15 protein-coding genes and 3 pseudogenes are annotated in these 23,444 nt (G+C 33.5%); 15 read left to right on the top strand and 3 right to left on the bottom strand.

The window, feature by feature from the left end; all coding sequences use genetic code 11:
* Positions 1 to 445 precede the first annotated feature (445 nt).
* The 10 genes and pseudogenes from A3I1_RS0104970 to A3I1_RS08715 form a co-directional block, all read left to right on the top strand.
* On the top strand, positions 446 to 1,870 hold the full coding sequence (locus A3I1_RS0104970) for an NADP-dependent glyceraldehyde-3-phosphate dehydrogenase (protein WP_018370181.1): 1,425 nt from the start codon (positions 446 to 448) through the stop codon (positions 1,868 to 1,870).
* A gap of 196 nt (positions 1,871 to 2,066) precedes the next feature.
* Positions 2,067 to 2,549, top strand: coding sequence for a cupin domain-containing protein (locus A3I1_RS0104975; protein WP_018370182.1), 483 nt, complete (start codon positions 2,067 to 2,069; stop codon positions 2,547 to 2,549).
* Between the two features lie 154 nt (positions 2,550 to 2,703).
* Positions 2,704 to 4,770 carry a BglG family transcription antiterminator gene (locus tag A3I1_RS0104980; RefSeq protein WP_018370183.1) on the top strand — a complete coding sequence of 689 codons (2,067 nt, stop codon included), beginning with the start codon at positions 2,704 to 2,706 and terminating at the stop codon, positions 4,768 to 4,770.
* Positions 4,767 to 5,048, top strand: a complete 282-nt coding sequence (locus A3I1_RS0104985) for a PTS sugar transporter subunit IIB (protein WP_018370184.1) — start codon at positions 4,767 to 4,769, stop codon at positions 5,046 to 5,048. Before A3I1_RS0104980 ends, A3I1_RS0104985 begins: the two co-directional genes overlap by 4 nt.
* 12 nt (positions 5,049 to 5,060) lie before the next feature.
* Positions 5,061 to 6,419, top strand: a complete 1,359-nt coding sequence (locus A3I1_RS0104990; RefSeq protein ID WP_018370185.1) for a PTS ascorbate transporter subunit IIC — start codon at positions 5,061 to 5,063, stop codon at positions 6,417 to 6,419.
* 8 nt (positions 6,420 to 6,427) lie between these two features.
* The gene (locus A3I1_RS0104995; RefSeq protein WP_018370186.1) at positions 6,428 to 7,141 is read left to right on the top strand and encodes a transaldolase; all 714 of its coding nucleotides are present in this window, start codon (positions 6,428 to 6,430) and stop codon (positions 7,139 to 7,141) included.
* Between the two features lie 39 nt (positions 7,142 to 7,180).
* Positions 7,181 to 7,978, top strand: a complete 798-nt coding sequence (locus A3I1_RS0105000) for a sugar-binding protein (protein WP_018370187.1) — start codon at positions 7,181 to 7,183, stop codon at positions 7,976 to 7,978.
* Positions 7,979 to 8,127: 149 nt separating this feature from the next.
* Positions 8,128 to 9,066, top strand: a complete 939-nt coding sequence (locus tag A3I1_RS0105005) for a metal ABC transporter solute-binding protein, Zn/Mn family (protein WP_018370188.1) — start codon at positions 8,128 to 8,130, stop codon at positions 9,064 to 9,066.
* An 8-nt stretch (positions 9,067 to 9,074) separates the two neighbouring features.
* Positions 9,075 to 10,212: pseudogene (locus A3I1_RS08710) on the top strand (pneumococcal-type histidine triad protein); the annotation flags it as partial.
* Between the two features lie 470 nt (positions 10,213 to 10,682).
* Positions 10,683 to 11,930, top strand: a pseudogene (locus A3I1_RS08715) (pneumococcal-type histidine triad protein); the annotation flags it as partial.
* Between the two features lie 313 nt (positions 11,931 to 12,243).
* Here A3I1_RS08715 and A3I1_RS0105015 read toward each other — a convergent pair.
* The 3 genes from A3I1_RS0105015 to A3I1_RS0105025 form a co-directional block, all read right to left on the bottom strand.
* Complete coding sequence (locus A3I1_RS0105015) at positions 12,244 to 12,900, bottom strand: amino acid ABC transporter permease (RefSeq protein WP_018370190.1); 657 nt, start codon at positions 12,898 to 12,900, stop codon at positions 12,244 to 12,246.
* A 42-nt stretch (positions 12,901 to 12,942) separates the two neighbouring features.
* Positions 12,943 to 13,806 (bottom strand): transporter substrate-binding domain-containing protein, encoded by an 864-nt coding sequence (locus A3I1_RS0105020; protein ID WP_018370191.1) that lies wholly within the window; start codon positions 13,804 to 13,806, stop codon positions 12,943 to 12,945.
* A gap of 99 nt (positions 13,807 to 13,905) precedes the next feature.
* The gene (locus A3I1_RS0105025) at positions 13,906 to 15,342 is read right to left on the bottom strand and encodes an amidase (protein WP_018370192.1); all 1,437 of its coding nucleotides are present in this window, start codon (positions 15,340 to 15,342) and stop codon (positions 13,906 to 13,908) included.
* A gap of 184 nt (positions 15,343 to 15,526) precedes the next feature.
* On the opposite strand from A3I1_RS0105025, the gene A3I1_RS0105030 reads away from it, so the two are divergent.
* The 5 genes and pseudogenes from A3I1_RS0105030 (at position 15,527) to A3I1_RS07950 (ending at position 23,362) form a co-directional block, all read left to right on the top strand.
* Complete coding sequence (locus tag A3I1_RS0105030; protein ID WP_018370193.1) at positions 15,527 to 15,856, top strand: PadR family transcriptional regulator; 330 nt, start codon at positions 15,527 to 15,529, stop codon at positions 15,854 to 15,856.
* Positions 15,857 to 15,878: 22 nt separating this feature from the next.
* Positions 15,879 to 16,097: a DUF2812 domain-containing protein gene (locus A3I1_RS0105035; RefSeq protein WP_233275097.1), complete on the top strand. Its 219-nt coding sequence runs from the start codon at positions 15,879 to 15,881 to the stop codon at positions 16,095 to 16,097.
* Positions 16,033 to 16,308, top strand: a pseudogene (locus A3I1_RS0105040) (S41 family peptidase); the annotation flags it as partial. The gene A3I1_RS0105035 and the pseudogene A3I1_RS0105040, both read left to right, overlap by 65 nt.
* A 61-nt stretch (positions 16,309 to 16,369) precedes the next feature.
* A complete protein-coding gene (locus A3I1_RS0105045) occupies positions 16,370 to 17,722 on the top strand; it encodes a glucose-6-phosphate isomerase (RefSeq protein WP_018370196.1) in 1,353 nt (450 codons plus the stop codon).
* A gap of 231 nt (positions 17,723 to 17,953) precedes the next feature.
* Positions 17,954 to 23,362, top strand: a complete 5,409-nt coding sequence (locus A3I1_RS07950; protein WP_018370197.1) for a S8 family serine peptidase — start codon at positions 17,954 to 17,956, stop codon at positions 23,360 to 23,362.
* Positions 23,363 to 23,444 lie beyond the last annotated feature (82 nt).

The raw sequence follows: 23,444 nt of genomic DNA on the forward strand, positions 1-23,444 counted from the left end.
CAAATAAAAATTTTTCAAGTGTTTTTTCTAGATGTTATACTCAATACTTCTTTTAAAAGATATTTAGTTTTTATTTTGTGCAAATTACTATCTTTTTTGGTATATTGTATGTCGTGGAAGAAAGAACTCTTCTACTAAGGTGGTTAACTTCTTTATTTGCAACAAGAGATAAGATAAAAAAGAATATGTTTTAATCGTCTTGGTTTGGATAAAAGTTAAAAGGTGTTAAAGGTTGGTATTTTTGGTATCTAGATATATAAATTTGTTTATTTGATTATAATGACAATGGCTAGTCATGGTGCTAAATCTATTTCCAAAAACAAATTTCACTCAATAATAATAGGTGAAAATTTTAGTGACCTTTTTATTTTTTGAGAAGGTATGTTAAAATAAGAAATAAAATAGAGTACATTTTAAAGAATGATGACTCAAAATAGGAGAAAAAATGATTCAATATAAAAACTATGTTAATGGTGAGTGGAAATCATCAGAAAACGAAATTAAAATTTATGAACCGGCAACTGGTAAAGAACTTGGTACTGTTCCTGCCATGACCAAAAAAGAAGTTGACTATGTTATGGCTTCTGCAAAAGAAGCTTTTCCAAAATGGCGTTCTCTTTCATATGTTGAACGTGCTGCTTATCTTCATAAAGTAGCTGATATTTTAATGAGAGATAAAGAAGAAATTGGTGATGTTTTATCAAAAGAAATTGCTAAAGGACTTAAATCATCTATTAGTGAGGTTGTTCGCACGGCAGAAATTATTGATTTTGCTGCTGAAGAGGGCCTTCGTTTAACAGGTGAAGTTTTAGAAGGTGGTAGTTTTGAAGCCGCTAGCAAGAAAAAAATCGCTATCGTTAGACGTGAACCTCAAGGGTTGGTTTTGGCTATTTCACCTTTTAACTATCCAATTAACCTGGCAGCATCAAAAATTGCTCCTGCTTTGATTTCAGGAAACGTTGTTGCCTTTAAACCACCAACACAAGGTTCAATATCTGGTTTACTTTTAGCAAAAGCTTTTGTTGAAGCTGGATTACCTGCTGGTGTCTTTAACACGATAACAGGTCGAGGCTCTGAAATTGGTGATTACATCGTTGAACATGAAGCTGTTGACTTTATTAGCTTTACAGGCTCAACACCAGTTGGTAAAAACATTGCTAAATTAGCTGGATTAAGACCAGTTCTTTTAGAAATGGGTGGGAAAGACTCGGCTATCGTTTTAGAGGATGCTGATTTAGAACTTGCTGCCAAACAAATTGTTGCTGGTGGTTATAGTTATTCAGGTCAACGTTGTACAGCAGTTAAGCGTGTTTTCGTAATGGATAGTATTGCTGATAAATTGGCTGCTATCGTTCGGGACAAAGTTAATGCTTTGAAAGTTGGTCAACCTGAAGAAGATGCTGACATTACGTCACTTATTGACACTAAAGCTGCAGACTTTGTTGAAGATCTTATCAATGATGCAACTAAAAAAGGTGCTAAAGCACTTAATGAAATTAAACGTGAAAACAACCTTATTTCACCTATTGTTTTTGATAATGTCACAACTGATATGAGACTTGCTTGGGAAGAACCTTTTGGACCAGTAATGCCATTTATCCGTGTAAAATCTGTAGAAGAAGCTATTAAGTTATCTAACGCTTCTGAGTATGGTTTGCAAGCATCAATCTTCACTAAGAACTATCCTAAAGCCTTTGCTATTGCTGAACAATTAGAAGTAGGAACTGTTCACATCAATAATAAAACTCAACGAGGTACAGATAATTTCCCATTTATGGGTGTGAAAAATTCAGGCTCTGGAACACAAGGTGTCCGTTATTCTATTGAAGCGATGTCACGTTTGAAATCTGTTGTTTTTGACACCGAATAATATACTAATATCTAAAAGAGAGGGAGACCTCTCTTTTTTAGTCATTACTATTAGTAGGTGTAAAGATGGTTTATTTATGCCTTCCATTCATTTTATAGAAGACTATAAAATTGACAATGACTAACTACTTGTTATTGATTGACCAATAATTTTTTGATATGTTAAAATAAAGAAAAGACAATAGTAGGAGAATATTATGACAAAATCAGCGCAAAAATGGGTAAAGCTGTTAGATATGGAAGCCCATCCCGAGGGTGGTTATTTTTGTGAAGTGGAAAGATCAAAAGATAAGATTCAAATTGATGGGAAGGAACGCACTCTTTTTACAAGCATCTATTTTCTCTTGGAAAAAGAAAATCCGTCACATTTTCATCGTTTAACCGCAGATGAAATCTGGTACTACCATGATGGTCAGCCATTAACAGTTCATATGATTACGCCAGATGGGGACTACAAAACAGCTACGTTAGGACATGACATAGCTAAAGGACAAATTTTGCAGTATCGTGTTTCTAAGGGTACTATTTTTGGATCAACAGTTGAAGAAGGATTTTCTCTAGTTTCTTGCATGGTTTCACCAGGATTTGAATATGAAGATTTTGAATTATTTAGTCGTAAAGAACTGATTTTACAATACCCAGAACATGCAGCTATTATTAAACAATTAACTAAAGAATAAAAATGGAAGGGACTGGTGTCTCTTCCATTTTTATCATATCAATATAATAATAAACTATAGCACAATGAGATTTCTTCTTTGAGTTAGTAAATTGGGCTCAATTTCTTAAATATTGAAAGCGCTTTTATATTATAATTAAGTTAGGAGATACATTATGTTAACTAACGAAATTGTTAAAAAACTACCTCTTTTTGCAAAGTATCATGGTTATCCATTATCAGATTTAGAAGGAATTTTGGGTGTTTCTAGGAAAACCATCTTATCTGATATAACAAAAATCAATACTATTTTAGAGGTATTAGAAACTCCTGTTATCACATTTGATAACGATAACATTAATTGCCCACAGATATCTGTGACAGATTTATTTGTAAAGTTATCACCTCATCTCAAAAATTATCTTTTCCAAGAAGAAAGACCTTATATGATTGTCCTTTATTTATTATTAAAGGAAGACTATATTTCCAATTTTCATCTTCAAGAAATGTTAAGAATTAGTAAAAATTCAGTTTTAAATGATTTAAAAGACTTGAAAAATAGGCTTGCTTCAAAACAAGTGACAATCACTTATAATCGAAAAAAAGGATATTTCCTAGCAGGAACACCTAAAGCACTGCACTTAGTTTTGGAATGGGCAATCAATAAACTACTACAATTTAATAGTGGTAAATGGATTATCCGTTATTTATTCTATCATTGCCAAAAACCGTTTGAGTTTGATCAAATCACTCAATTTTTCATAAATTACAGTAGTAAAAGTAAACTATTTTTTATTAGTGAGCGTGTTGAGGTTACCTCTTATATTATTTTATCTCTTAAATGGTCTTGTTTAGAAAAGACAGTGCTGTATTCTGAAAAAGAAAAACAATTGATTAAAGAGACTGTTGTTTTTGAGTTGGCTAAACAATTTGTTGAAACATTTTCTCAATTAAAAAAGGATTGTTATTATATTGCGACACGTCTCATGGGTTGTATTCAGGGAGATTTGACTATATCACCTCAGCCAGAAATACTGGCTATTATGGAAGCTATCATTGATATAGTGTCAGCGAAAACTGGCATTGTATTTACTAATGATGAGCAATTTAAAAATAATTTATACTCTCATCTAGCTCCAGCCTACTATCGATTGTTGTTTGATAACCATATTGTTAATCCTTTAAAAGAACACATTTTATCAGAGTATGAGAGTTTGTTTTATTTAATCAAAAAGAGTCTCTTTCCACTTAGTAAAGCTTTGGGAAAAACGATTAGTGATGATGAAGTCGCTTATTTCACCATGCATTTTGGTGGTTACTTGAATATTCAACCATCAAACAATGAACAACCAAGGATTGTAGCCTTAGCTATTTGCCCAAATGGTATTAGTTCTTCTTTGATTTTATGCTCAGAATTACAGATGATGTTTCGAGAATTTGTTTTTAAAGATATTCATCAATTAGCTCATCTTAACGAATTACAATTACAAGAATATGATGTCATTTTTTCAACAGTTTTCTTTGAAACAGATAAACCTCTGTTTGTTGTTCAGCCTTTTATGAATCCTGTTGAAAAAACAATATTGAAAAAAACAGTTTACAACGAATTTTCCTTACACTCTTCTTTTTATTCTCAAAGTGACAACTTACTTAAAATTATCAAAAAATCCTGTCTTATTGAAGATGAAAAAGCATTAAGAGAAGACTTAGCAACCTATTTTTTATCACTAGATTATCAAAACAAAATTAGTTGGGAGGGAACATCATTGACAGATTTGTTGACAATCGACTTGATTCAGACAAAAGAAAAAGTTAATGATTGGCAAGAAGCTATCACTGTAGCAGCAGATTTACTATTAAAACAAGGTTTCATTGAACCTACTTATATTACTGCGATGATAGATTCTGTCAAAAAATTAGGTGCATATATTGTTTTAGCACCTCATGTGGCTGTACCCCACGCAGCTCCAGAAAAAGGAGTTAAACGATTGGGGATGAGCTTATTACAATTACAAAAACCAGTCTCTTTTAACTTAGATGAAAATGATTATGATATAGAAAGAGAGGTGCAATTGATTTTTGTTTTAGCCGCTGTTGACTCCTCCTCCCATCTAAAAGCCTTACAAGAATTAGTAATGATTTTAGATGATGAAGAGATGATTCAAAAATTAATAAAGGCAAAAACAAGAGAAGATGTCTATCGGTTACTTAAAAGACATACATTAAATGAAGAGGTGAAATGATGAAGATAATCACAGTTTGCGGAAATGGTATTGGTAGTAGCTTGTTACTCAAAATGAAAGTTGATGCAATTGCTAAAGAACATGGTTATGACATAGATGCAGAGTCTTGTGATTCCAATGCAGCTGTTGGAAGAGAAGCGGATTTATTTGTAACCGTCAAAGAATTTAAGGATATTTTTCCTAAAAATGCCAATGTTTGTATTGTAAGAAGTTACACCAATAAAAAAAGAATAGAAGAAGACTTATTGCCTGTACTAGAAGAGATGCTTTCTAAATAGGGAGGATAAGAAATGATAATACTAGATTTTTTAAAAGATATTTTAAGCGAGCCAGCTTTTTTGATGGGATTGATTGCTTGTGCAGGACTCCTGGCTTTAAAATCTCCAGCTCATAAGGTAATGACCGGGACACTTGGCCCAATTTTAGGATATCTCATGTTGTCTGTTGGAGCTGGAGTGATTGTTGCAAATCTAGATCCTTTAGCACAAATGATTGAAAAAGGTTTTCATATTACTGGAGTTGTTCCAAATAATGAAGCTGTGACATCAGTTGCCCAACAAATATTGGGTATTGAAACGATGTCTATTTTAGTAGTAGGCTTACTCTTTAATCTGATTATTGCTCGTTTAACACGATTTAAATACATTTTCCTAACAGGGCATCATAGCTTTTTCATGGCTTGTCTATTATCAGCTGTTTTAGGTGCTTTGGATTTTGAAGGAATTTTATTAATCCTTATAGGTGGATTTATTTTAGGAGCTTGGTCAGCTATTTCTCCAGCAATTGGTCAGCGTTATACTTTAAAGGTAACAGATGGTGATGAAATTGCTATGGGTCACTTTGGCAGTTTGGGTTATTATTTAGCAGCATGGATAGGTGATATTGTTGGAAAAGGTAGTCAAAGCACAGAGGATATTCAAGTTTCTGAAAAATGGAATTTTCTAAGAAATACAACAATTTCCACAGCCCTTATTATGATTGTTTTCTATCTTATTTCAGCCATAGCTGCTGGAAGTGAATTTGTTTCAAGCATTTCAGGGGGTAAAAATCCTTTCATTTTTGCCATCTTATCTGGTTTACAGTTTGCAGTTGGTGTAGCTATTGTTTATGCTGGTGTTCGTATGATTTTAGCTGATTTAATTCCAGCTTTTGAAGGTGTTAGTACTAAACTTATTCCAAATGCTGTTCCTGCAGTTGATTGTGCAGTCTTTTTCCCATATGCTCCAACAGCTGTTATTATCGGATTTGCTTTTAGTTTTTTAGGTGGATTAATTGGAATGTTCATTTTAGGAGCGATAGGAGGTGTTTTAATTATTCCAGGGATGGTTCCTCATTTCTTTTGTGGTGCCACAGCAGGTATTTTTGGTAATGCTACTGGAGGTCGCAAAGGTGCTATTTTAGGTTCATTTGTCAATGGCCTCTTTTTAGCATTTTTACCAGCTATGTTGTTACCAGTTTTAGGTAATTTAGGGTTTAGTAATACTACTTTTGGTGATTTTGATTTTGCTGTTCTTGGTATTTTACTTGGTCGCTTGGGGGAATTTGCACAATCTATTGGTGTTTATATAATAGTAGGTGCCTTACTAGCTATATTAATTATTCCATCTTTAATAAGTAAATCTCAAGAAGCAATTAATAATCATGAGTGAGGTGAAAAATGAAAACTGATTTTTCCATTAAAATTTATTCAGATGGTGCTGTTTTAGAAGATATGATTGCTGATTTAAATTCTGGATTGGTCTCTGGTTTTACAACGAATCCCAGTTTAATGAAAAAAGCAGGAATCACAGATTATCTGACGTTTGCTAAAAATGTTTTAGAAGTTATTACGAAATACCCAGTTTCTTTTGAGGTTTTTTCAGATGATTTAGACACAATGAAACGTGAAGCCAGAATTTTATCTAGTCTTGGAGATAATGTGTATGTCAAAATTCCAATTAGCAACTCAAAAGGTATAAGTACCATTTCTATTATTAAAGATTTGTCAGCTGAAGGGATTAAAGTGAATGTTACGGCAGTGTTCACTATTAGTCAAGTTGAAAAAGCTGTTGAAGCTCTTAGTGATAAGACTCCTTCCATTATTTCAGTTTTTGCTGGACGAGTAGCTGATACGGGTGTTGATCCAATACCATTAATGGCTTGTGCAAAAACAGTTTGTCAACAAAAAGCCTTAGTTGAATTGTTATGGGCAAGCCCCAGAGAAGTGTTCAATATCTACCAGGCTGATGAATTAGGAGTGGATATTATTACTTGTACACCAAGTATCATCAAAAAACTCAGTTTGAAGAATAAAAATTTAGAACAATACTCGTTAGAAACAGTTCAAATGTTTTTGTCTGATAGTAAGAGCCTAGGATTTTCTATTTTGTAGAGCAGATAGGTATTATGTTTAATAGTTTGGAGGTATAGTATGAAGAGACTATCACAACATTGCTTTTATTTAGTGTTCAATTTATTGTTATTATTAGTTCTTGTTGGTTGCAACACCACAACACCAGCAAATGATGAGATGAAAAATCAAGGTGTTATTGCTTATAATGAAGCAACGACACCTCACTATGATGTTGTGATGCGTAATGAAAAACCACAACTAGATGGGATGTCAGAGGATGTTTGGAAGACTGTTCCAATCTTATCAGGAGGTTTTCATTTTCCATGGGACCCTAAAGAAGCACCACTAACAGAATTTAAAGCTTTTAGTGACGGTACGGACTTTTATTTTCATTTTAATGTTTTAGATAGAGATGTATTACTTGATAGTGATTGGAAAGATGATGAAAGTACAGTTGATAATGAGGATCGTGTTGAATTATTCTTTGCTGGAGGTAGTATCGATAAACCAACTTCAGATGGGATGCCACTTTATTATGCTATCGAAGTCGATGCAGATGGTCGTGTTCACGATTATTCTATTGAATATTATAGAGATTTTAACAGTGATTGGGATTTGGAAGGATTAGAAACAGCAGCAAAAAAAACTGATAATGGTTATAGTGTTGAAGGAAAAGTTCCAATCAAGATATTTGAAGAGTTAAATTTATTGAACAATAATGTCATGAAAGTTGGCGTTTATCGTGCAGAATTTTCAACTCCTGAAAATGATGGTGATGATCCTATTATGGAATGGATTTCCTGGGTAGATCCTAAAACACAAAATCCAGATTTTCATGTTAATTCTTCTTTTGGAGAATTTAGATTTTTGAAATAAAAGAAGGCCAGCGTCATCAGACGTTGGCTTTTTAAATTATTTTTTATAGTTTTCAATAAATTGTTGACAGGAAAAAATCATAGTGCTATTATATTACTTAACCGGTTATTTAACTGGATAAGTATATTATGAGGGAGTTTGATAAAATAATGAAAAAAATCTTTTCATATTTTTCTCTGATTATTATTACCTTTGTTTCTACTATTGTTTTGACTGCTTGTCAACAACAATCAGAAAAAACTACTGATAATCAAGATGGGTTAAATATTGTTACCAGTTTTTATCCTATTTATGCCATGACAAAAGAAGTGTCTGGTGATTTAAATAATGTTAGAATGATTCAATCAGGAAATGGCATTCATTCCTTTGAACCGTCACCAAATGATGTTGCAGCTATATATGATGCTGATATCTTTATTTTTCATTCTCACACGCTAGAGGCTTGGGCAGGTGATATCAAAGAAAATCTAAAGGATTCTCCTGAAAAAGTACTTGAAGCATCTGAAAAAATGTCTCTAGACAAGGTGAAAGGTCTTGAAGATATGGAAGCTGGTGATGGCATTGATCCAGCAACCTTATATGATCCTCATACTTGGACAGATCCAGAATTAGCTATAGAAGAAGTGGAACACATTAAAGAAATGCTCATTTCTGCTGATCCAGATAATAAAGAAATTTATGAAAAAAATGCTGAAGCCTTTAAAAAACAAGCACAAGAGATAACAAAGGAATATCAGAAAAAATTTGAATCAGTAAAAAATAAAACCTTTGTTACACAACATACAGCCTTTTCTTATCTTGCTAAACGCTTTGGATTAACACAATTAGGAATAGCAGGTATTTCACCTGATCAAGAGCCACAACCACGCCAATTGGTTGAAATTAGGGATTTTATCAAAGAGCATGATGTAAAAACTATTTTTGTTGAGGCAAATGTTTCTCAAAAAATTGCTAAAACAGTTGCTAAATCAACAGGAGCAAAACTAAAAACTCTCAGTCCGCTTGAAGCAGATCCTGAAAACAACAAAACTTATTTAGAAAATATAAAAGAAAATTTAGAGATACTCTATCAAGAGTTAAATAAATAGGAGGCAAAATGAAAAAGAAATATATTATCAGTTCAGCAGCAGCAGCTGTTTTATTAGCTGTAGGTGTAGGTGTTTATCAGTCTAATCAGATGCAAGAAGCTACAAAAAATGATAACACAGTTGCATACGTTGACGGTGGGAAAAAACAATCTAAAACGTCAATGAAATCAGAAAATAAAACACAAGAACAAATTAATGAAGAAGAGGGTATTTCAGCGGAACAAATCGTTGTTAAAATCACTGATGATGGTTATGTGACCTCTCATGGTGATCACTACCATTACTACAATGGTAAGGTACCTTTTGATTCACTTATTAGTGAGGATCTTATTATGAATGATCCAAACTATACTTTTAATCAAGCAGACGTTGTTAATGAAGTAGCAGATGGCTATATCATTAAGGTTAACGGTAATTACTACCTTTATATTAAAGACGGCAGTAAGCGTAAAAATGTACGTACTAAAGAACAAATTGAAGAACAAAAAGAAAAAGGAACTTTAGAAGCTTCTCAAAAAGCTCATAAATCATCTAAATCAAGTAAAAAACAATCACAAACTATTCATAAAAATGATGGACGCTACAGAACTGATGATGGTTATGTGTTTAGTCCAACTGATGTGATTGAAGATACAGGCGATGGTTTTATTGTTCCTCATGGTGATCATTTCCATTACATTCCAAAGAATGATTTATCTTCTAGTGAATTAGCGCAAGCTCAAGCTTATTGGGATAGAAAAACAGGAAAAGTATCGCAAATTACCCAAAAGGGGAGTGCACAACAAAACTCTGCTAGCCATTCAACAGCTTCAACACAATCCTCTCATAAGACAAATCAAGGAATAAGTCAAGGGACTGGAAACCAAAAAACAAAGCAACACACTAATCATTCGCAAACACCACATCAGTCAACACAAAACTCATCACAACAATCACAACAATCACAAAATCAAGAAGAAAGCATTGACAATCTTCTTAAGCAACTTTATGCTTTGCCTAAAAATCAGCGCCATGTTGAATCAGATGGTTTAGTGTTTGATCCAAAAACCATTTATAAATGGCAAGAAAATGGAGTTGTTGTACCACATGGTGATCATTATCATTATATTCCTTATACTCAAATGAGTACTTTAGAAGAAAAAATTTCTAAACAACTAAGAGATGATAACCAATCAAAAGATAATAATCAATCAAAAGATGATAACCAATCGATTGATAATCACCAACATGATGAAATTGATCATGATAATTCTGAAAAAGATGTCAATAAGGGAGAACTAAGCAGTAAAGAAATTTTTGATAAACTCTTAGGGAAATTTCCTATTTTTTCAGAAGAAGATTCAACAGAAGATGATACTGTAGAAGATGATACATCTGATGAAACAATTGATAACAATGATGATAAGACAACAGATAATGAAGTAGTTGATAGTGACCATAATGACAAAGCTATGAGAGAAGTAGGTCGTCATTTGGTACCAGAAGATGCTGTTTTAGATGAAAATTATGATTATAGAGGTTGGACAGCTCAGGAAATTTATGAAGCTATACAGGGTAAAGCTATCATTACTCCAGAAGACATGCTTTATGGTTTAACTCTAGCAACAGAGTATAAGGATGGTGTATTTATTATTCCTCATACTGATCATTATCATTATATTCAATTAAAGTGGTTAGATAAGGACCCTGAAATCTTTATTGCAAGCGATAAAACATATAATCTAAATCAATTTTTAGCAACAGCAAAATACTATATGGAAAACCCAGATAAACGTCCTAAAAAAGATGGTTGGGGTGAAGACGCTGACATTCATAAAAAGAATACTGACAAAAAAACAGATCATGACCATGACAAATCAGATCATCATGATCATCATGATGATGAAGAAAATCATCCAGTAACACCGCTCTCTGAACGTGAAGGAAAACCAAATTCACAAATTGTTTATTCTGCTAAAGAAGTTGCCGATGCAAAAAAAGCTGGCAAATATGCTACTTCTGATGGTTATATCTTTGATGCTAAAGATATTATAAAAGATGAAGGTGAAGCTTATATTACTCCACATATGGGGCATGAGCATTGGATTCCTAAAAATGAATTATCAAAAGAAGAACTAAAATCAGCAGAAGAATTTTGGAAAAATCGCAACAAAATTCAAGAATCTAATGAAACAAATGCATCTAAAGAAAAACCACAGTCTTCTCAAGAAAAAGATGTCTTGTTAAATGCAGATGATTTAAATAATGTAGCGATCGAAGAAAAATTAAAAGCACAAGCTATTTTTGAACGTGTAAAAGCTGAAAAAATTGTTCCGGTTGAAAATATTAAAGCCAATATGGTTCATACTGTTCGTTACAGTAATGGTTACCTTATTATTCCACACTTAGATCATTATCATAACGTTCCATTAAGTTGGTATGATAAGAATTGGTATCCTCCAACTGGCTATACTCTTGCACAATTATTTGCCACTGTAAAATATTATATGGAACATCCTGAAGAGGCTCCTGTACAAGAAGGATGGGGAACAGACGCTCAGGAAAAAGAGAAGTCAACAGATCCAACTCATAATAATTATGGTTTTGGAAGAGAACCTATTTGGGGAACAGATGATGAAGAAGAGGAAGATGAAGAAGAGGAAATTGAAGAGGAAGATGAGTTTGATGTTCAAATGAGAACTGAGGGAGAACGTCATGGTATTTCAGGGGATGAATACCTTGATAAACTATCAGTTGTTGCTGCTAAATATAAAGTCGCTTATGATAAGGTATCATTCCATTCAACAGGTTTTGTTACAGTATTAAAAGATGATGGAACAACCGTTACCGTTAACTTATTTACAGCCGAAGAATTATCTTTATAATATTTAAGAATGAACATTAGGATCATTATATAAATTCTAAATGTGATTTTAAGTAAAAAGTGTGCCTTAAATTTATAAGGCACACTTTTTTGGATTTATTTTGTCATAGATGATGACTATTAAAGATTTTTAGGTAATTTCAGTATTATTTTAAAAATATAATTTTTTATCTAGCTACAATAAATAAAAGATTTATTATATTAAAGTTGTTACGCTTTGATTTGATCATTATCTATACTCTTTTATAGCATATAAAAACTCTCCTTACCATCTAGTTTAAGGAGAGTGATTTAAGCTAATATTTTTATTATCTTTATCTTAAAACTAAACGTTTTTCTAGGTAATTTTGGAAACGTTCAAATAATACACAAAGTGACCAATAAATGAGAGCAACTAGAATATACATGCTCATATAATCCCATTCACGACCACCAACAATTCTAGCATTTTGAAAAATATCAGGCACAGTAATCATGGCAGCAAGTGAGGAACTTTTAATCATATCTACCACAACATTGCCTAGGGGTGGAATAGCAATTCGAATAGCTTGAGGTAAGATCACTTTTTGAACAATGATTCGTTGAGGCAACCCTAAAGCACGAGCTGCTTCCCATTGACCAAAATCAATGGCTGCAATGGAAGAACGAAAGATTTCTGAGATATAGGCTGAACTAACAGTGCTAAAGCCTATATAAGCGCAAAGAAGAGCAGGTAGCTGGATGCCAAAATACGGTAGAGCAAAATAGAGCATAAATAAAACTACTATCATTGGAACACCACGCATTATTGAGACATAGACTTGAACAAAAGCTTGTAATATCTTAAATTTAGAACGTCTCATCAAGGCTAAAAAGAGTCCTAGAATTAATCCAGTGACAAAACTTAGCCCAGCAATTCCAAGAGTATAAGGGAGCCCTGTTAAAACAAATCCTAAATTATCAATCATCAATTTAAAATTAATAAAAGACATCTATTTCTCCTTATTGTATTTCAAATGATGTGATGGTTATGATTATTCAACATCAGAAACGTCAATTTTTTCAAAATCATAATCTTTTTCTTTTGAAACGTCTTCTCCAGCAAAGAATTGCTCAGATAATTTAGTCAGTGTACCATCTTGACGCATGTCTTCTAAGGCTTCATTCATTTTAGCTTGAAGAGTAGTATTATCTAATTTTAAAGCAAAGTTAGCTTCAGAAGGATTGTAGTAAAGACCTTCTAATACTTTTACAGGGATATCAGGTAATGCTTTTGTAGCCATGGTTTGTAGATAAAAATCATTTAAAATAACGTCTGTACGTCCATTGGCAACATCTTGGAGGTAAACATCATTTGTAACATTATCGTAGATAACCAATTCAGCTCCAAATTTTTTAGCGACCTTCATATAAGAAGTAGTAGAGGCACCAGCAGCTTTTTTACCTTTTAAATCTTCTAAAGTTTTGATTCCTGAATCGTCAGACTGACGAACAACCATTGATGAGAAAGAATATTTGTGAGTTGTTGTGTAGAGAAATTTCTCTGCATTTTTACTATCTTTTTCAATGGAATAACCAGCGACATCAATTTGGCCACTGTCAATTGCAGCAAGCATACCATCAACGTTCATTTCGACAAAATCAACTTTAAGGTCTAAACGTTTAGCAATTTCTCTAATAATTTCAACATCATAACCCGTCAATTCATTATCATCATTATGATAAGATTGAGGGAAAAGAGTTCCTGATGTGGCAACTTTTAAAGTACCAGTTTTTTTAATTTTTTCCCACTTAGCATCTGCTTGGGAGCTAGAATCTTTAGTGTTACTAGAACCACATGCTACCAACAAAATTGCTGCTACAAGAACAACGAGAAGTGAATATATTTTTTTAGCCATTTGACCATCCTTCTAAAAATTTATTATGCATAAATGCATTTACTAAATATTCTACACTTTATAAGTATAATAATCAATTATTCAAACCGCTATTTTTTATTATAAAAATTGTTGATTTTTTTCAAACATTTCTGCAATAGAAAATAATAAATCTTCTCTTCCTTTAGCAACTGTTAATTGAATTCCTAAGGCTAATCCACCTTGATTACGATAGATAGGAAGACTAATACTAGGTTGTCCTGTCATGTTGGCTTGTTGAGTGAAGGGAGTGAGGTCTAAACTTTTTGAAAACATGTCCCAAACCAGTTCTTTTTGTTCCTTTAATGAAAAATGTTCACTATTTTTTAGACAATCGAGTTGTTGGTTTGTTAATAATAATTGTTCGTGTTTAGGTGCCACATCAGCTGTTGTTGGAGATAATAGCACATCATACTCTTGGTGGAATTTAGCCATAAGTTGACTGTATTGATCCCACTGAGAAATGGCTTTTGTATAGTTTTTTGCAGGAATATTTTGACCCATTTGATAGAGAACCCAAGACATGACTTCCATATCATCTATTGTCACAGGACGTTTTAAAAAATGTTCTATTTTATCAAACATGGCAGCTGTTTCAACTGAAGTGATTATATAATAAGTCCACATGGCTTCAATACCATCAATAATAGATTTGTCTATAAGCGTAATATGGTGGCCTTTTTGTTCTAGAAAAGAGACAGCTTTTTTAACGGCTTGTTTAGCATCCTCTGAGACTATTCCTCCAATAGGAGATTCAAGTTGAACAGCAATTTTCAAAGGCTTTTTGAGTTTTTTTTGGAAATCTGCTTTAGATAAAGTCGCTAAAGGAAATGGGCTTTCAATCTGGTAAACTTGTAAACCTTGTAGCAAGTTTCTAGTATCTCTAACAGTTTTAGTTAGTGCAAATTGAACAGAAGCTCCTTGCCAACCACGATAGGAATTAGGACCTACAGGAACACGGCCTCTTGAGGGTTTTAAGCCAATGAGACCATTAAAAGATGCTGGAATTCTAATAGAACCACCGCCATCACTGGCAGGTGCTAGTGGAATAACATCGGTAGCCACTAAAGCTGCTGCTCCACCAGAAGAGCCACCAGCATTTCTTGATAGGTCATCAGGTAAATTAACATTACCATGAAGGGCACTATCTGAGATATTTTTAAAACCAAATTCAGGCGTACTAGTCCGCCCAAGAATAATAAAACCGAGTTCTTCAAGTTTTTGCACATAATAATCAGAAATTTTTGCACGGTAATCTTTGAACAGTTTAGAACCAGCTGTAGATGGTTCTCCCTTTTGTTCTTGTCCTAAATCTTTTAAAAAAATGGGAACACCGGCGAATAATTTACCAGAAAAATCTCGTGTTTTAGCTTCATGTAAGCCTTTTTCAAAGCGTTGACTAGTGATGGCATTTAATTTAGGGTTAATGCTCTCAGTTTTTTGAATCACTTCTTTCACTAATTCTAAAGGGCTAATTTTTTTAGAGCGAACGTTTTGTGCCATTTGTGTTGCATCCATCATGACTTTCCTTCTTTCTAGTTAATTTTGTGAGTAGTCATATTAGTCTTATTATAAAAGAAAGCTAAGGAACATGCAAAAAGATTAATTAACCTTTCTATCTTTCTTAAATTTTCGACTAATACATCGCACCTCTATACAATATAGATAGAAGTACGATATTAAATACTTTTAAGGAGGTAGGATGATGGATGAACGTCTGAAGCGAATTTATCTACCAATGACAGAAACGGGTTTTTATATCCTTTATTGTCTACAAAAAGAAAATCATGGCTACAATATTACACAGACGGTGAGAAAAATGACTAATGATGAGGTGATTATTAGTGCAGGCACCATGTATGGTAGCTTATCGAAAATGGAGAGTGATGGACTTATCGCTTTTTCAAGAGCCCAAGGCAAGCGAAAACTCTATCAAATGACCCCTTTAGGGCTAGAAATTTTGCAGATAGAGATGAAACGAATTGAACGAATGTATCATAATATTAAAGGAGAGAATGACTATGACAATTAAAAAAATGTATCGCTTTTTTTCGATGGTTGATTTCTTAGAGGAAGAAAGATTTATAGAACAACAACATCAAAACGGTTGGCGTTTTGTTGACATTAAGGGGCTTAATACTTATGTGTTTGAAGAGACAAAACCAGAAATTTATGTCTATCAATTAGATATTTTAGAACAAAATAGTGATGAAAAATTTTCCAAAAGTCACTGTTTTAGGTCGACCGACCATGGGTATTTTAGATTACTCTAATGTTTGTAGTGTTGTTTTAGCCGACTATCAACTAGTATTTCCTACCTCAAGAAGTGTAGCCATCGATTCTGGTCAAGGAATGACAGATAAAGGTATTGAACCAGATATTTTAATTCCCTTTAGGCCTCATCATCTTTTTAAAGATATTGATTTAGAAAAGTGTTTATCTCTTATTTCAAAGAACACTGAAGAAATTTTTCAAAACAATTGAAAAAATAGGGATAAAAAGGTAGTATAGTTAAGGAATACTTAAAGAAGGAGTAGAAAAGATAATGAAGCAAATAAGATTTGATTATTCAAAAACATTAGATCAATTTATTGAGCAACATGAAATAGACAGGATGCAACCCTATGTCTCTGTTGCAGACCAATTATTACGAGAAGGAAAAGGACCAGGTTCAGATTTTCTAGGTTGGATTGATCTTCCAGAAAATTATGACAAAGAAGAATTTGATCGTATCCAAAAGGCTGCTAAAAAAATTCAATCAGATAGTGATGTTTTAGTTGTTATTGGTATTGGTGGTTCATATCTTGGGGCGCGTGCTGTGATTGATTTTCTCAGTTCCTCATTTGTCAATCTCCAATCAAAAGAAGAAAGAAAAGCACCACAAATCCTTTATGCGGGGAACTCTATCTCAGCCAACTATCTAGCAGATTTAGTTGATTATGTGGCCAATAAAGATTTTTCAGTTAATGTTATTTCTAAATCAGGAACAACCACAGAACCTGCCATTGCTTTTCGTGTCTTTAAAGAATTATTGGTTAAAAAATATGGCAAAGAAGAAGCTAACAAACGTATTTATGCAACAACAGATCGTGTCAAAGGAGCAGTCAAGGTTGAAGCAGATGCAAACCACTGGGAAACATTTGTGGTACCAGACAATGTTGGTGGGCGTTTTTCAGTTTTAACACCTGTTGGTTTACTACCAATTGCTGCAAGCGGTGCAGACATTAAAGCTTTGATGGATGGTGCTGCAAAAGCTCGTCTTGATTATGCTTCGGATAAATTAGAAGAAAATGAAGCCTATCAATATGCTGCTATTAGAAATGTTCTATATAGAAAAGGCTATATCACAGAAATTTTAGCCAACTATGAGCCATCTCTTCAATATTTTGCAGAGTGGTGGAAGCAATTAGCTGGTGAATCAGAAGGAAAAGATAATAAGGGAATTTTTCCTTCTTCAGCAAACTTTTCAGCCGATCTTCACTCACTTGGTCAGTATATTCAAGAAGGTTATCGCAACTTATTTGAGACTGTTATTCGTGTCGAAAAACCGCGTCGCAATATCACTATTCCTGAGCTAACAGAAGATTTAGATGGTCTGGGTTACTTGCAAGGAAAAGATGTTGATTTTGTCAACAAAAAAGCAACGGATGGTGTGCTTTTAGCCCATACAGATGGTGGTGTGCCAAACATGTATATTACTCTACCACAGCAAGACGAATTTACCCTTGGATATCTCATTTACTTCTTTGAGTTAGCGATTGGGTTATCAGGGTATCTGAATGGTGTCAATCCATTTGACCAACCAGGAGTAGAAGCCTATAAGAAAAACATGTTTGCTCTTTTAGGAAAACCAGGTTTTGAAGAATTAGGTGAAACACTAAATAATCGTTTACAGTAATGTAATAAATAGGAGCTGTTAGAAATTCTAACAGCTTTTTATCTATTTAAATTTAGTAAAACTCAATAATTCAACATAAGTTTCATGAAAAAGATATTTTTATTTTAAAAATAGATATAAAAAATTAATTTAGGCATTAATAATAAAAATAAAATTCTGAAAATTGTAGAAATTTCTGACAATTTATGGTTTAATATCTTTATATATACTTTGAGATTAAAGGAGAGTTTTATGAGTTTAAAACAACGTTTTTCGATACGTAAATACAAGGTTGGAGCTGTTTCAATTTTATTGGGAAGTATATTTTTTGTTAGTGGAGCAGGGACAGTTTCTGCTGACTCACAAGAAAAAAATTCTTTTGAACAAGTAACTACTTTGGAAGAGGTTGCACATCAACAAGAGACCCCCTCATTTTCTGATAGTGACACAGATGAAAAATCATCTTTGGAGACAGTATTTTCTGAAGATAGTCAACTTAATATTGATGAACTATCTAACGAAGCTACTCTTGAGATGTCTGATAGTCTATCAACAGAAAATTCACAAGATAAAAATTTGGTAGAAAAAACTGAAATGAGTTATCTAGATGTTAACGATAAAAATGATGTCTCAAAGACTCTAGCAGCTCAAAACAGTGAGGTAAAACCTCAAAACAATGACAGTAATGCCATTATTTCGGTACCTAAAGTATGGAATAACGGCTACAAAGGGCAAGGTACAGTTGTTTCAATCATTGATTCAGGAATTGATGTCGAACATGATGTTCTACGTATAACAGACATAGAACAAGCAAAATATAAATCTGAAACAGAGATTGAAGCTGCAAAAAATAAAGCAGGTATTAATTATGGGAAATGGTACAATAATAAAGTTATCTTTGGACATAATTATGTTGATAATAATAGTGAGTTAAAAGAAGCAGATAAAAGCTCTCATGGTATGCATGTAACAGGGATTGCTACAGGAAATCCAAGTGTAGAAAATGCTGGTGAATTGATTGTAGGAGTTGCTCCAGAAGCCCAAGTAATGTTTATGCGAGTCTTTTCTGATGAGAGAGGTGGCACGGGTCCAACTTTATATGTTAAAGCCATTGAAGACTCGGTCAAATTAGGAGCTGATAGTATCAATCTCAGTTTGGGTGGTGCTAATGGATCTTTAGTAAACTCTGATGATAGACTTGTTAAAGCCATTGAAGAAGCTAGAAAAGCCGGTGTTACAGTGGTGATAGCAGCTGGAAATGATGGAACATTTGGTAATGGAATCTCAAATCCTTCAGCTCTTTATCCTGACTATGGTTTGGTTGCTAGCCCTTCAACAGCAGAAGATGCCATTTCTGTTGCTTCCTACAATAATTCGACCATTATTAGTCCTGTTTTTAAAATAAAAGAACTAGAAAATGACAGCTCCCTAAATCACGGACTTGTCATTTATGAAGATCCAAATTTAAGTAATGATACTTTTGAGTCGGGTAAAGAATATGATTATGTGTATGTAGGTATTGGTAGAGAACAAGATTATGAAGGAAAAAATCTTGACGGGAAAATAGCTTTAATTGAGCGTGGCGAAATTACTTTTACTGAAAAAGTAGCTACCGCAGCTTTAAAAGGTGCTACTGGTGCCATTGTTTTTAATAATCGATTAGGTGAAGCTAATTTAGTTATGAGTCTAGAAGAGCCTGCTTATGCGATTCCTTCGGTGTTTATTCAAAAAGAATTTGGTGATGAGCTAGCTAAAAATAATTATAAAATCCTTTTTAATAATCTAAAAACTAAAGCAACTAACCCAAAAGCAGAGAAATTATCTGACTTTTCAAGTTGGGGACTATCAGCTGATGGTGAATTAAAACCTGATTTAGCAGCACCTGGAGGATCAATTTATTCTTCTATCAATGACAATGAATATGCTATGCTTAGTGGAACAAGTATGGCTTCTCCTCATGTAGCAGGAGCTGTTGCATTAATGAAGCAACATTTGTCTAAGGCTTTTCCAGATATGTCTAAAGAAGAAATTGCAAAAAATATCAAATTACTTCTCATGAGTACCGCAAGAGCTCACTTCAATAAGGATACAAAAGCCTATACTTCACCTCGTCAACAAGGTGCAGGGATTATTGATGTTGCAGCAGCTACTCAGGCAAATCTCTATCTAACAGGTTCTAAAGGAAATGAAGGTAGTATAGCACTTGGCAATGTTCAAGATAAAATAAAATTTAACCTCACTCTCCATAATATTGGTGATGAGGCTAAAGAATTAAATTACATCACTCATCTTAATACTGATAAGGTAGAAAATGGGTTGGTAACATTGGAACCACTTGAGTTGAAACGTGTTCAAGGTGAGAAAATTCGTATTGAAGCTCGTCAAACAAAAACCATCACTATTGATATGGATGTCTCATCATTTGATGAACAATTACGAACGGTCATGCCAAATGGTTACTTCTTAGAGGGATTTGTGAGATTTACTGATCCTACTGACGGTGGAGAAGTTGTTAGTATTCCTTATGTAGGATTTAAAGGTGAATTCCAAAATCTTGAAGTTATTGAAAAACCCATTTATGATATTGTCGCTAAAGAAGAATCTGGTTTTTATTTCATTCCTAATGAGTCTAGAGAGGTTCCAAGCTCAGAACATTACACGGCACTAATAACAACGACATCGGACACTCTTGTTTCAACAGGTGAAAAAACGCCAATTGATTTAAAAGTATTAGGCACTTATCAATCAGAAGATGGCTCTTATATTCTTGAATTAGATGATAATGGTAAGCCTCATTTAGCAGTTTCGCCAAATGATGATCAAAACCAAGATTCATTTGCTTTTAAAGGCGTTTTCTTACGTAATTTTAATAATTTACGAGCTAAAATTTATCATTTTGATGATAAAGAAAAAACAACACCTCTTTGGGTAAGTTCAGCACAAAATGGTGAAAAGAATTATTATAGTGGTAATCCTAGGAATCCTCTTTCTACTTTATTATTTGAAACAGAATGGGGAGGCACAACTACAGATGGCTTACCTTTAGATGATGGTAAATATCAATATGTTTTAACATATTATTCTGATGTTCCTGGTAGCGATAAGCAGGAAATGACTTTTGATATTATCTTGGATAGACAAGCACCAACCTTAACAACTGCTACCTATGACCAAGACAATAGAATTTTCAAAGCCCGTCCAGCTATAGAACATGGAGAATCAGGTATCTTTAGAGAACGTCTTTTCTATCTGCTTGCTGATGAGGAAGGTTATTATAGTGAAAGCTATAGAAAAGAGGGTGAAGATGGTTTTATTATCTTAGATAATAAAGTGTTTGTTGAAAAACAAGAAGATGGAAGTTTTGTACTACCTGAAGACTTGACAGACTTCTCTCATGCTTATTATGTTGTTGAAGACTATGCTGGAAATAGTGTGATGTCTTCTTTAGCTGATTTAATCAGCATTGGAAATCAAAATGGATTAGTTTCAGTTAAAACATTTAGTGATGAATTAAATACAACCGTTCCATTGGATTTCACTTATTCTGTTAAAGATGCTAATGGTCAAGAAGTTAAAAAACAATTTCATGGTGAGGATTTAAATCTAATTAAATTGCCATTTGGTACTTATACTATTGATTTATTCTTATATGATGAAGAGCGAGCTCAGTTAATTAGTGATAGAAGTGTTACTGTAACCGTTTCAGAAGAAGATAGTGTTAAAGATGCAATCTTTAAAGTAAAAGTTTTAGCAAAAGCTTCTCTTCTTATTGATTTTGACAAAGAATTGCCAAAAGGATCTGAAGTTCAGCTAACAAGTGGTGAAAAAACCAAAATTATATTACCAAACTCAACTTATTCACGCACTGATTATGGTAAATATGTACCAACAGGTGACTATCATTTAGCTCTAACTTTACCAACAGGTTATGAAGTTTTAGAAGATTTGGAAACTTTAATAGTTTCTGTTGTTGAAGATGAGGTTAATACTACAAAACTGACTCTTATCAATAAAAATCCTTTAATTGAAACAATCAACAATCAAACAGATGTGCCACTAGAAGCTACTTTTTACAATGCCAGTGAAGAATTAAGAAGAGCTTACTTGGTAAGTCTTGAAAAAGCTCAAAACTTGTTGAAAAATAAGGGACTTCAATCTGAGATTGACAAAGCCGTTTTAGAATTACAAACAGCACATCAATCATTAAATGGACAAGAAACAGTTGTAACTTTATTGTCAGAAGAATTAGCAAAAGAAGCAGATGTTAAAGAAAGTATTCGTTTCATCAATGCTAGCACATTAGAAAAAGAAAACTATACCAATCAATTGGCAAGTGCAAAACAAGTGCTACAAAAAACAAGAGTTACTCAAGTTGAAATTGATGCCGCTTTAGAAAATCTAGCCAATGCTAGAGAACAGTTAACTGGACAAGAGACAAACAAGTCAATCTTAAATGATTTAGTTTCAAAAGCACCAGAATTTAAAGAAACATCAGCTAAATATCAAAATGCTAGCGATGATAAAAAAGAAGCCTATGACCAGATATTGCAAGAAGCTCAAGCTCTCTTAGCAAATGATAAAGCAAGTCAAGAAGAGGTAGATGCTCTCTTTAATCAACTTCAAGAATCTATTGATAGTTTGGATGGTCAAGAGATAAGAGAAATCAAGGTGCCAGATGAGGCACCGAGTTATGATCTACCAGCTTCAGACTTTGTTCCAGAGACTAAAGTACCAGAGGAAGCACCAAGCTATGAGCTACCAGTTTCAGACTTTGTTCCAGAGACTAAAGTACCAAAAGAAGCACCAAGCTATGAGTTGCCAGTTTCAGACTTTGTTCCAGAGACTAAAGTACCAAAAGAAGCACCAAGCTATGAGTTGCCAGTTTCAAACTTTGTACCAGAAACTAAGCTACCAGAAGCTGCGCCTATTGCAGATGATAAACCAATGTTTGAGGGTGAAATGATTGATAAAGGATCAACTACTGTTCCAATACCTGATCAATCAGATAAAAAATCAAAAGACATATCAACTGATACAGAGGTATTGACTTCTTCGAAAACCCTTATTGATTCAACTAATGGTGTTCGTATTATTCTTGAAAAAGGCGAACGCTCATCAATTGTTGGTTTGAAAATTACTCATAAGGAAACCGCTGACGCAGAGACACCAAGTGTTTTAGCATCGCAAGATTATGATTTATTTGACATTGTTTTATTGGACAAAGATGGAAATAGTGTACAACCAACAAAAGATACGCTTGTCGTCTTACCAGTTGATGCTGGTAAAGAAGTTGAACGTGTCGTTTATCTACCAAATACTTCTACTGAAGAGTCACTAGAATTTACATCAACTAGTTTTAGAGATGAGAATGATCAGTTACATCAAGCAGTAGTCTTTGTGGCCAAACACTTTAGTGATTATGGATTGGTGTATAAGAAAACCACTGGTTCAACAACAAAAACGCAAGTAACACCACTAGCAGTAAATACTAAAAAAGATGTACCTTCTTCAACTCAAGCATCATCTTCTACAACTACTAATGATGTTAAAATCCTACCAAAAACAGGTGATACTGATAGCACATCAGCTCTACTTGGCTTAGGATTGATAGTTGGTGGAATGGGAATGGCAACTACTTATCGTAGAAGAAAACAACAATAAGTTTGAGTAGATGATAGTGTTTAACTAATATCTAAACATCTTAAAAAAACACACTCTGATAGATAGATTTAAGTCTTTCTGC

The sequence above is a fragment of the Streptococcus marimammalium DSM 18627 genome (assembly GCF_000380045.1).
In the GTDB taxonomy this organism is placed as follows: Bacteria; Bacillota; Bacilli; order Lactobacillales; family Streptococcaceae; genus Streptococcus; species Streptococcus marimammalium.

What these genes read in the sequence shown, in the direction of transcription:
- A3I1_RS0104970 (WP_018370181.1), top strand. Translation starts at nt 446, where the DNA reads ATGATTCAATATAAAAACTATGTTAATGGTGAGTGGAAATCATCAGAA.
- A3I1_RS0105030 (WP_018370193.1), top strand. Translation starts at nt 15,527, where the DNA reads ATGATGGATGAACGTCTGAAGCGAATTTATCTACCAATGACAGAAACG.
- A3I1_RS0105005 (WP_018370188.1), top strand. Translation starts at nt 8,128, where the DNA reads ATGAAAAAAATCTTTTCATATTTTTCTCTGATTATTATTACCTTTGTT.
- A3I1_RS0104995 (WP_018370186.1), top strand. Translation starts at nt 6,428, where the DNA reads ATGAAAACTGATTTTTCCATTAAAATTTATTCAGATGGTGCTGTTTTA.
- A3I1_RS0105035 (WP_233275097.1), top strand. Translation starts at nt 15,879, where the DNA reads ATGGTTGATTTCTTAGAGGAAGAAAGATTTATAGAACAACAACATCAA.
- A3I1_RS0104980 (WP_018370183.1), top strand. Translation starts at nt 2,704, where the DNA reads ATGTTAACTAACGAAATTGTTAAAAAACTACCTCTTTTTGCAAAGTAT.
- A3I1_RS0105045 (WP_018370196.1), top strand. Translation starts at nt 16,370, where the DNA reads ATGAAGCAAATAAGATTTGATTATTCAAAAACATTAGATCAATTTATT.
- A3I1_RS0105000 (WP_018370187.1), top strand. Translation starts at nt 7,181, where the DNA reads ATGAAGAGACTATCACAACATTGCTTTTATTTAGTGTTCAATTTATTG.
- A3I1_RS0105025 (WP_018370192.1), bottom strand. Translation starts at nt 15,342, where the DNA reads ATGGATGCAACACAAATGGCACAAAACGTTCGCTCTAAAAAAATTAGC.
- A3I1_RS0104975 (WP_018370182.1), top strand. Translation starts at nt 2,067, where the DNA reads ATGACAAAATCAGCGCAAAAATGGGTAAAGCTGTTAGATATGGAAGCC.
- A3I1_RS07950 (WP_018370197.1), top strand. Translation starts at nt 17,954, where the DNA reads ATGAGTTTAAAACAACGTTTTTCGATACGTAAATACAAGGTTGGAGCT.
- A3I1_RS0105020 (WP_018370191.1), bottom strand. Translation starts at nt 13,806, where the DNA reads ATGGCTAAAAAAATATATTCACTTCTCGTTGTTCTTGTAGCAGCAATT.
- A3I1_RS0105015 (WP_018370190.1), bottom strand. Translation starts at nt 12,900, where the DNA reads ATGTCTTTTATTAATTTTAAATTGATGATTGATAATTTAGGATTTGTT.
- A3I1_RS0104985 (WP_018370184.1), top strand. Translation starts at nt 4,767, where the DNA reads ATGATGAAGATAATCACAGTTTGCGGAAATGGTATTGGTAGTAGCTTG.
- A3I1_RS0104990 (WP_018370185.1), top strand. Translation starts at nt 5,061, where the DNA reads ATGATAATACTAGATTTTTTAAAAGATATTTTAAGCGAGCCAGCTTTT.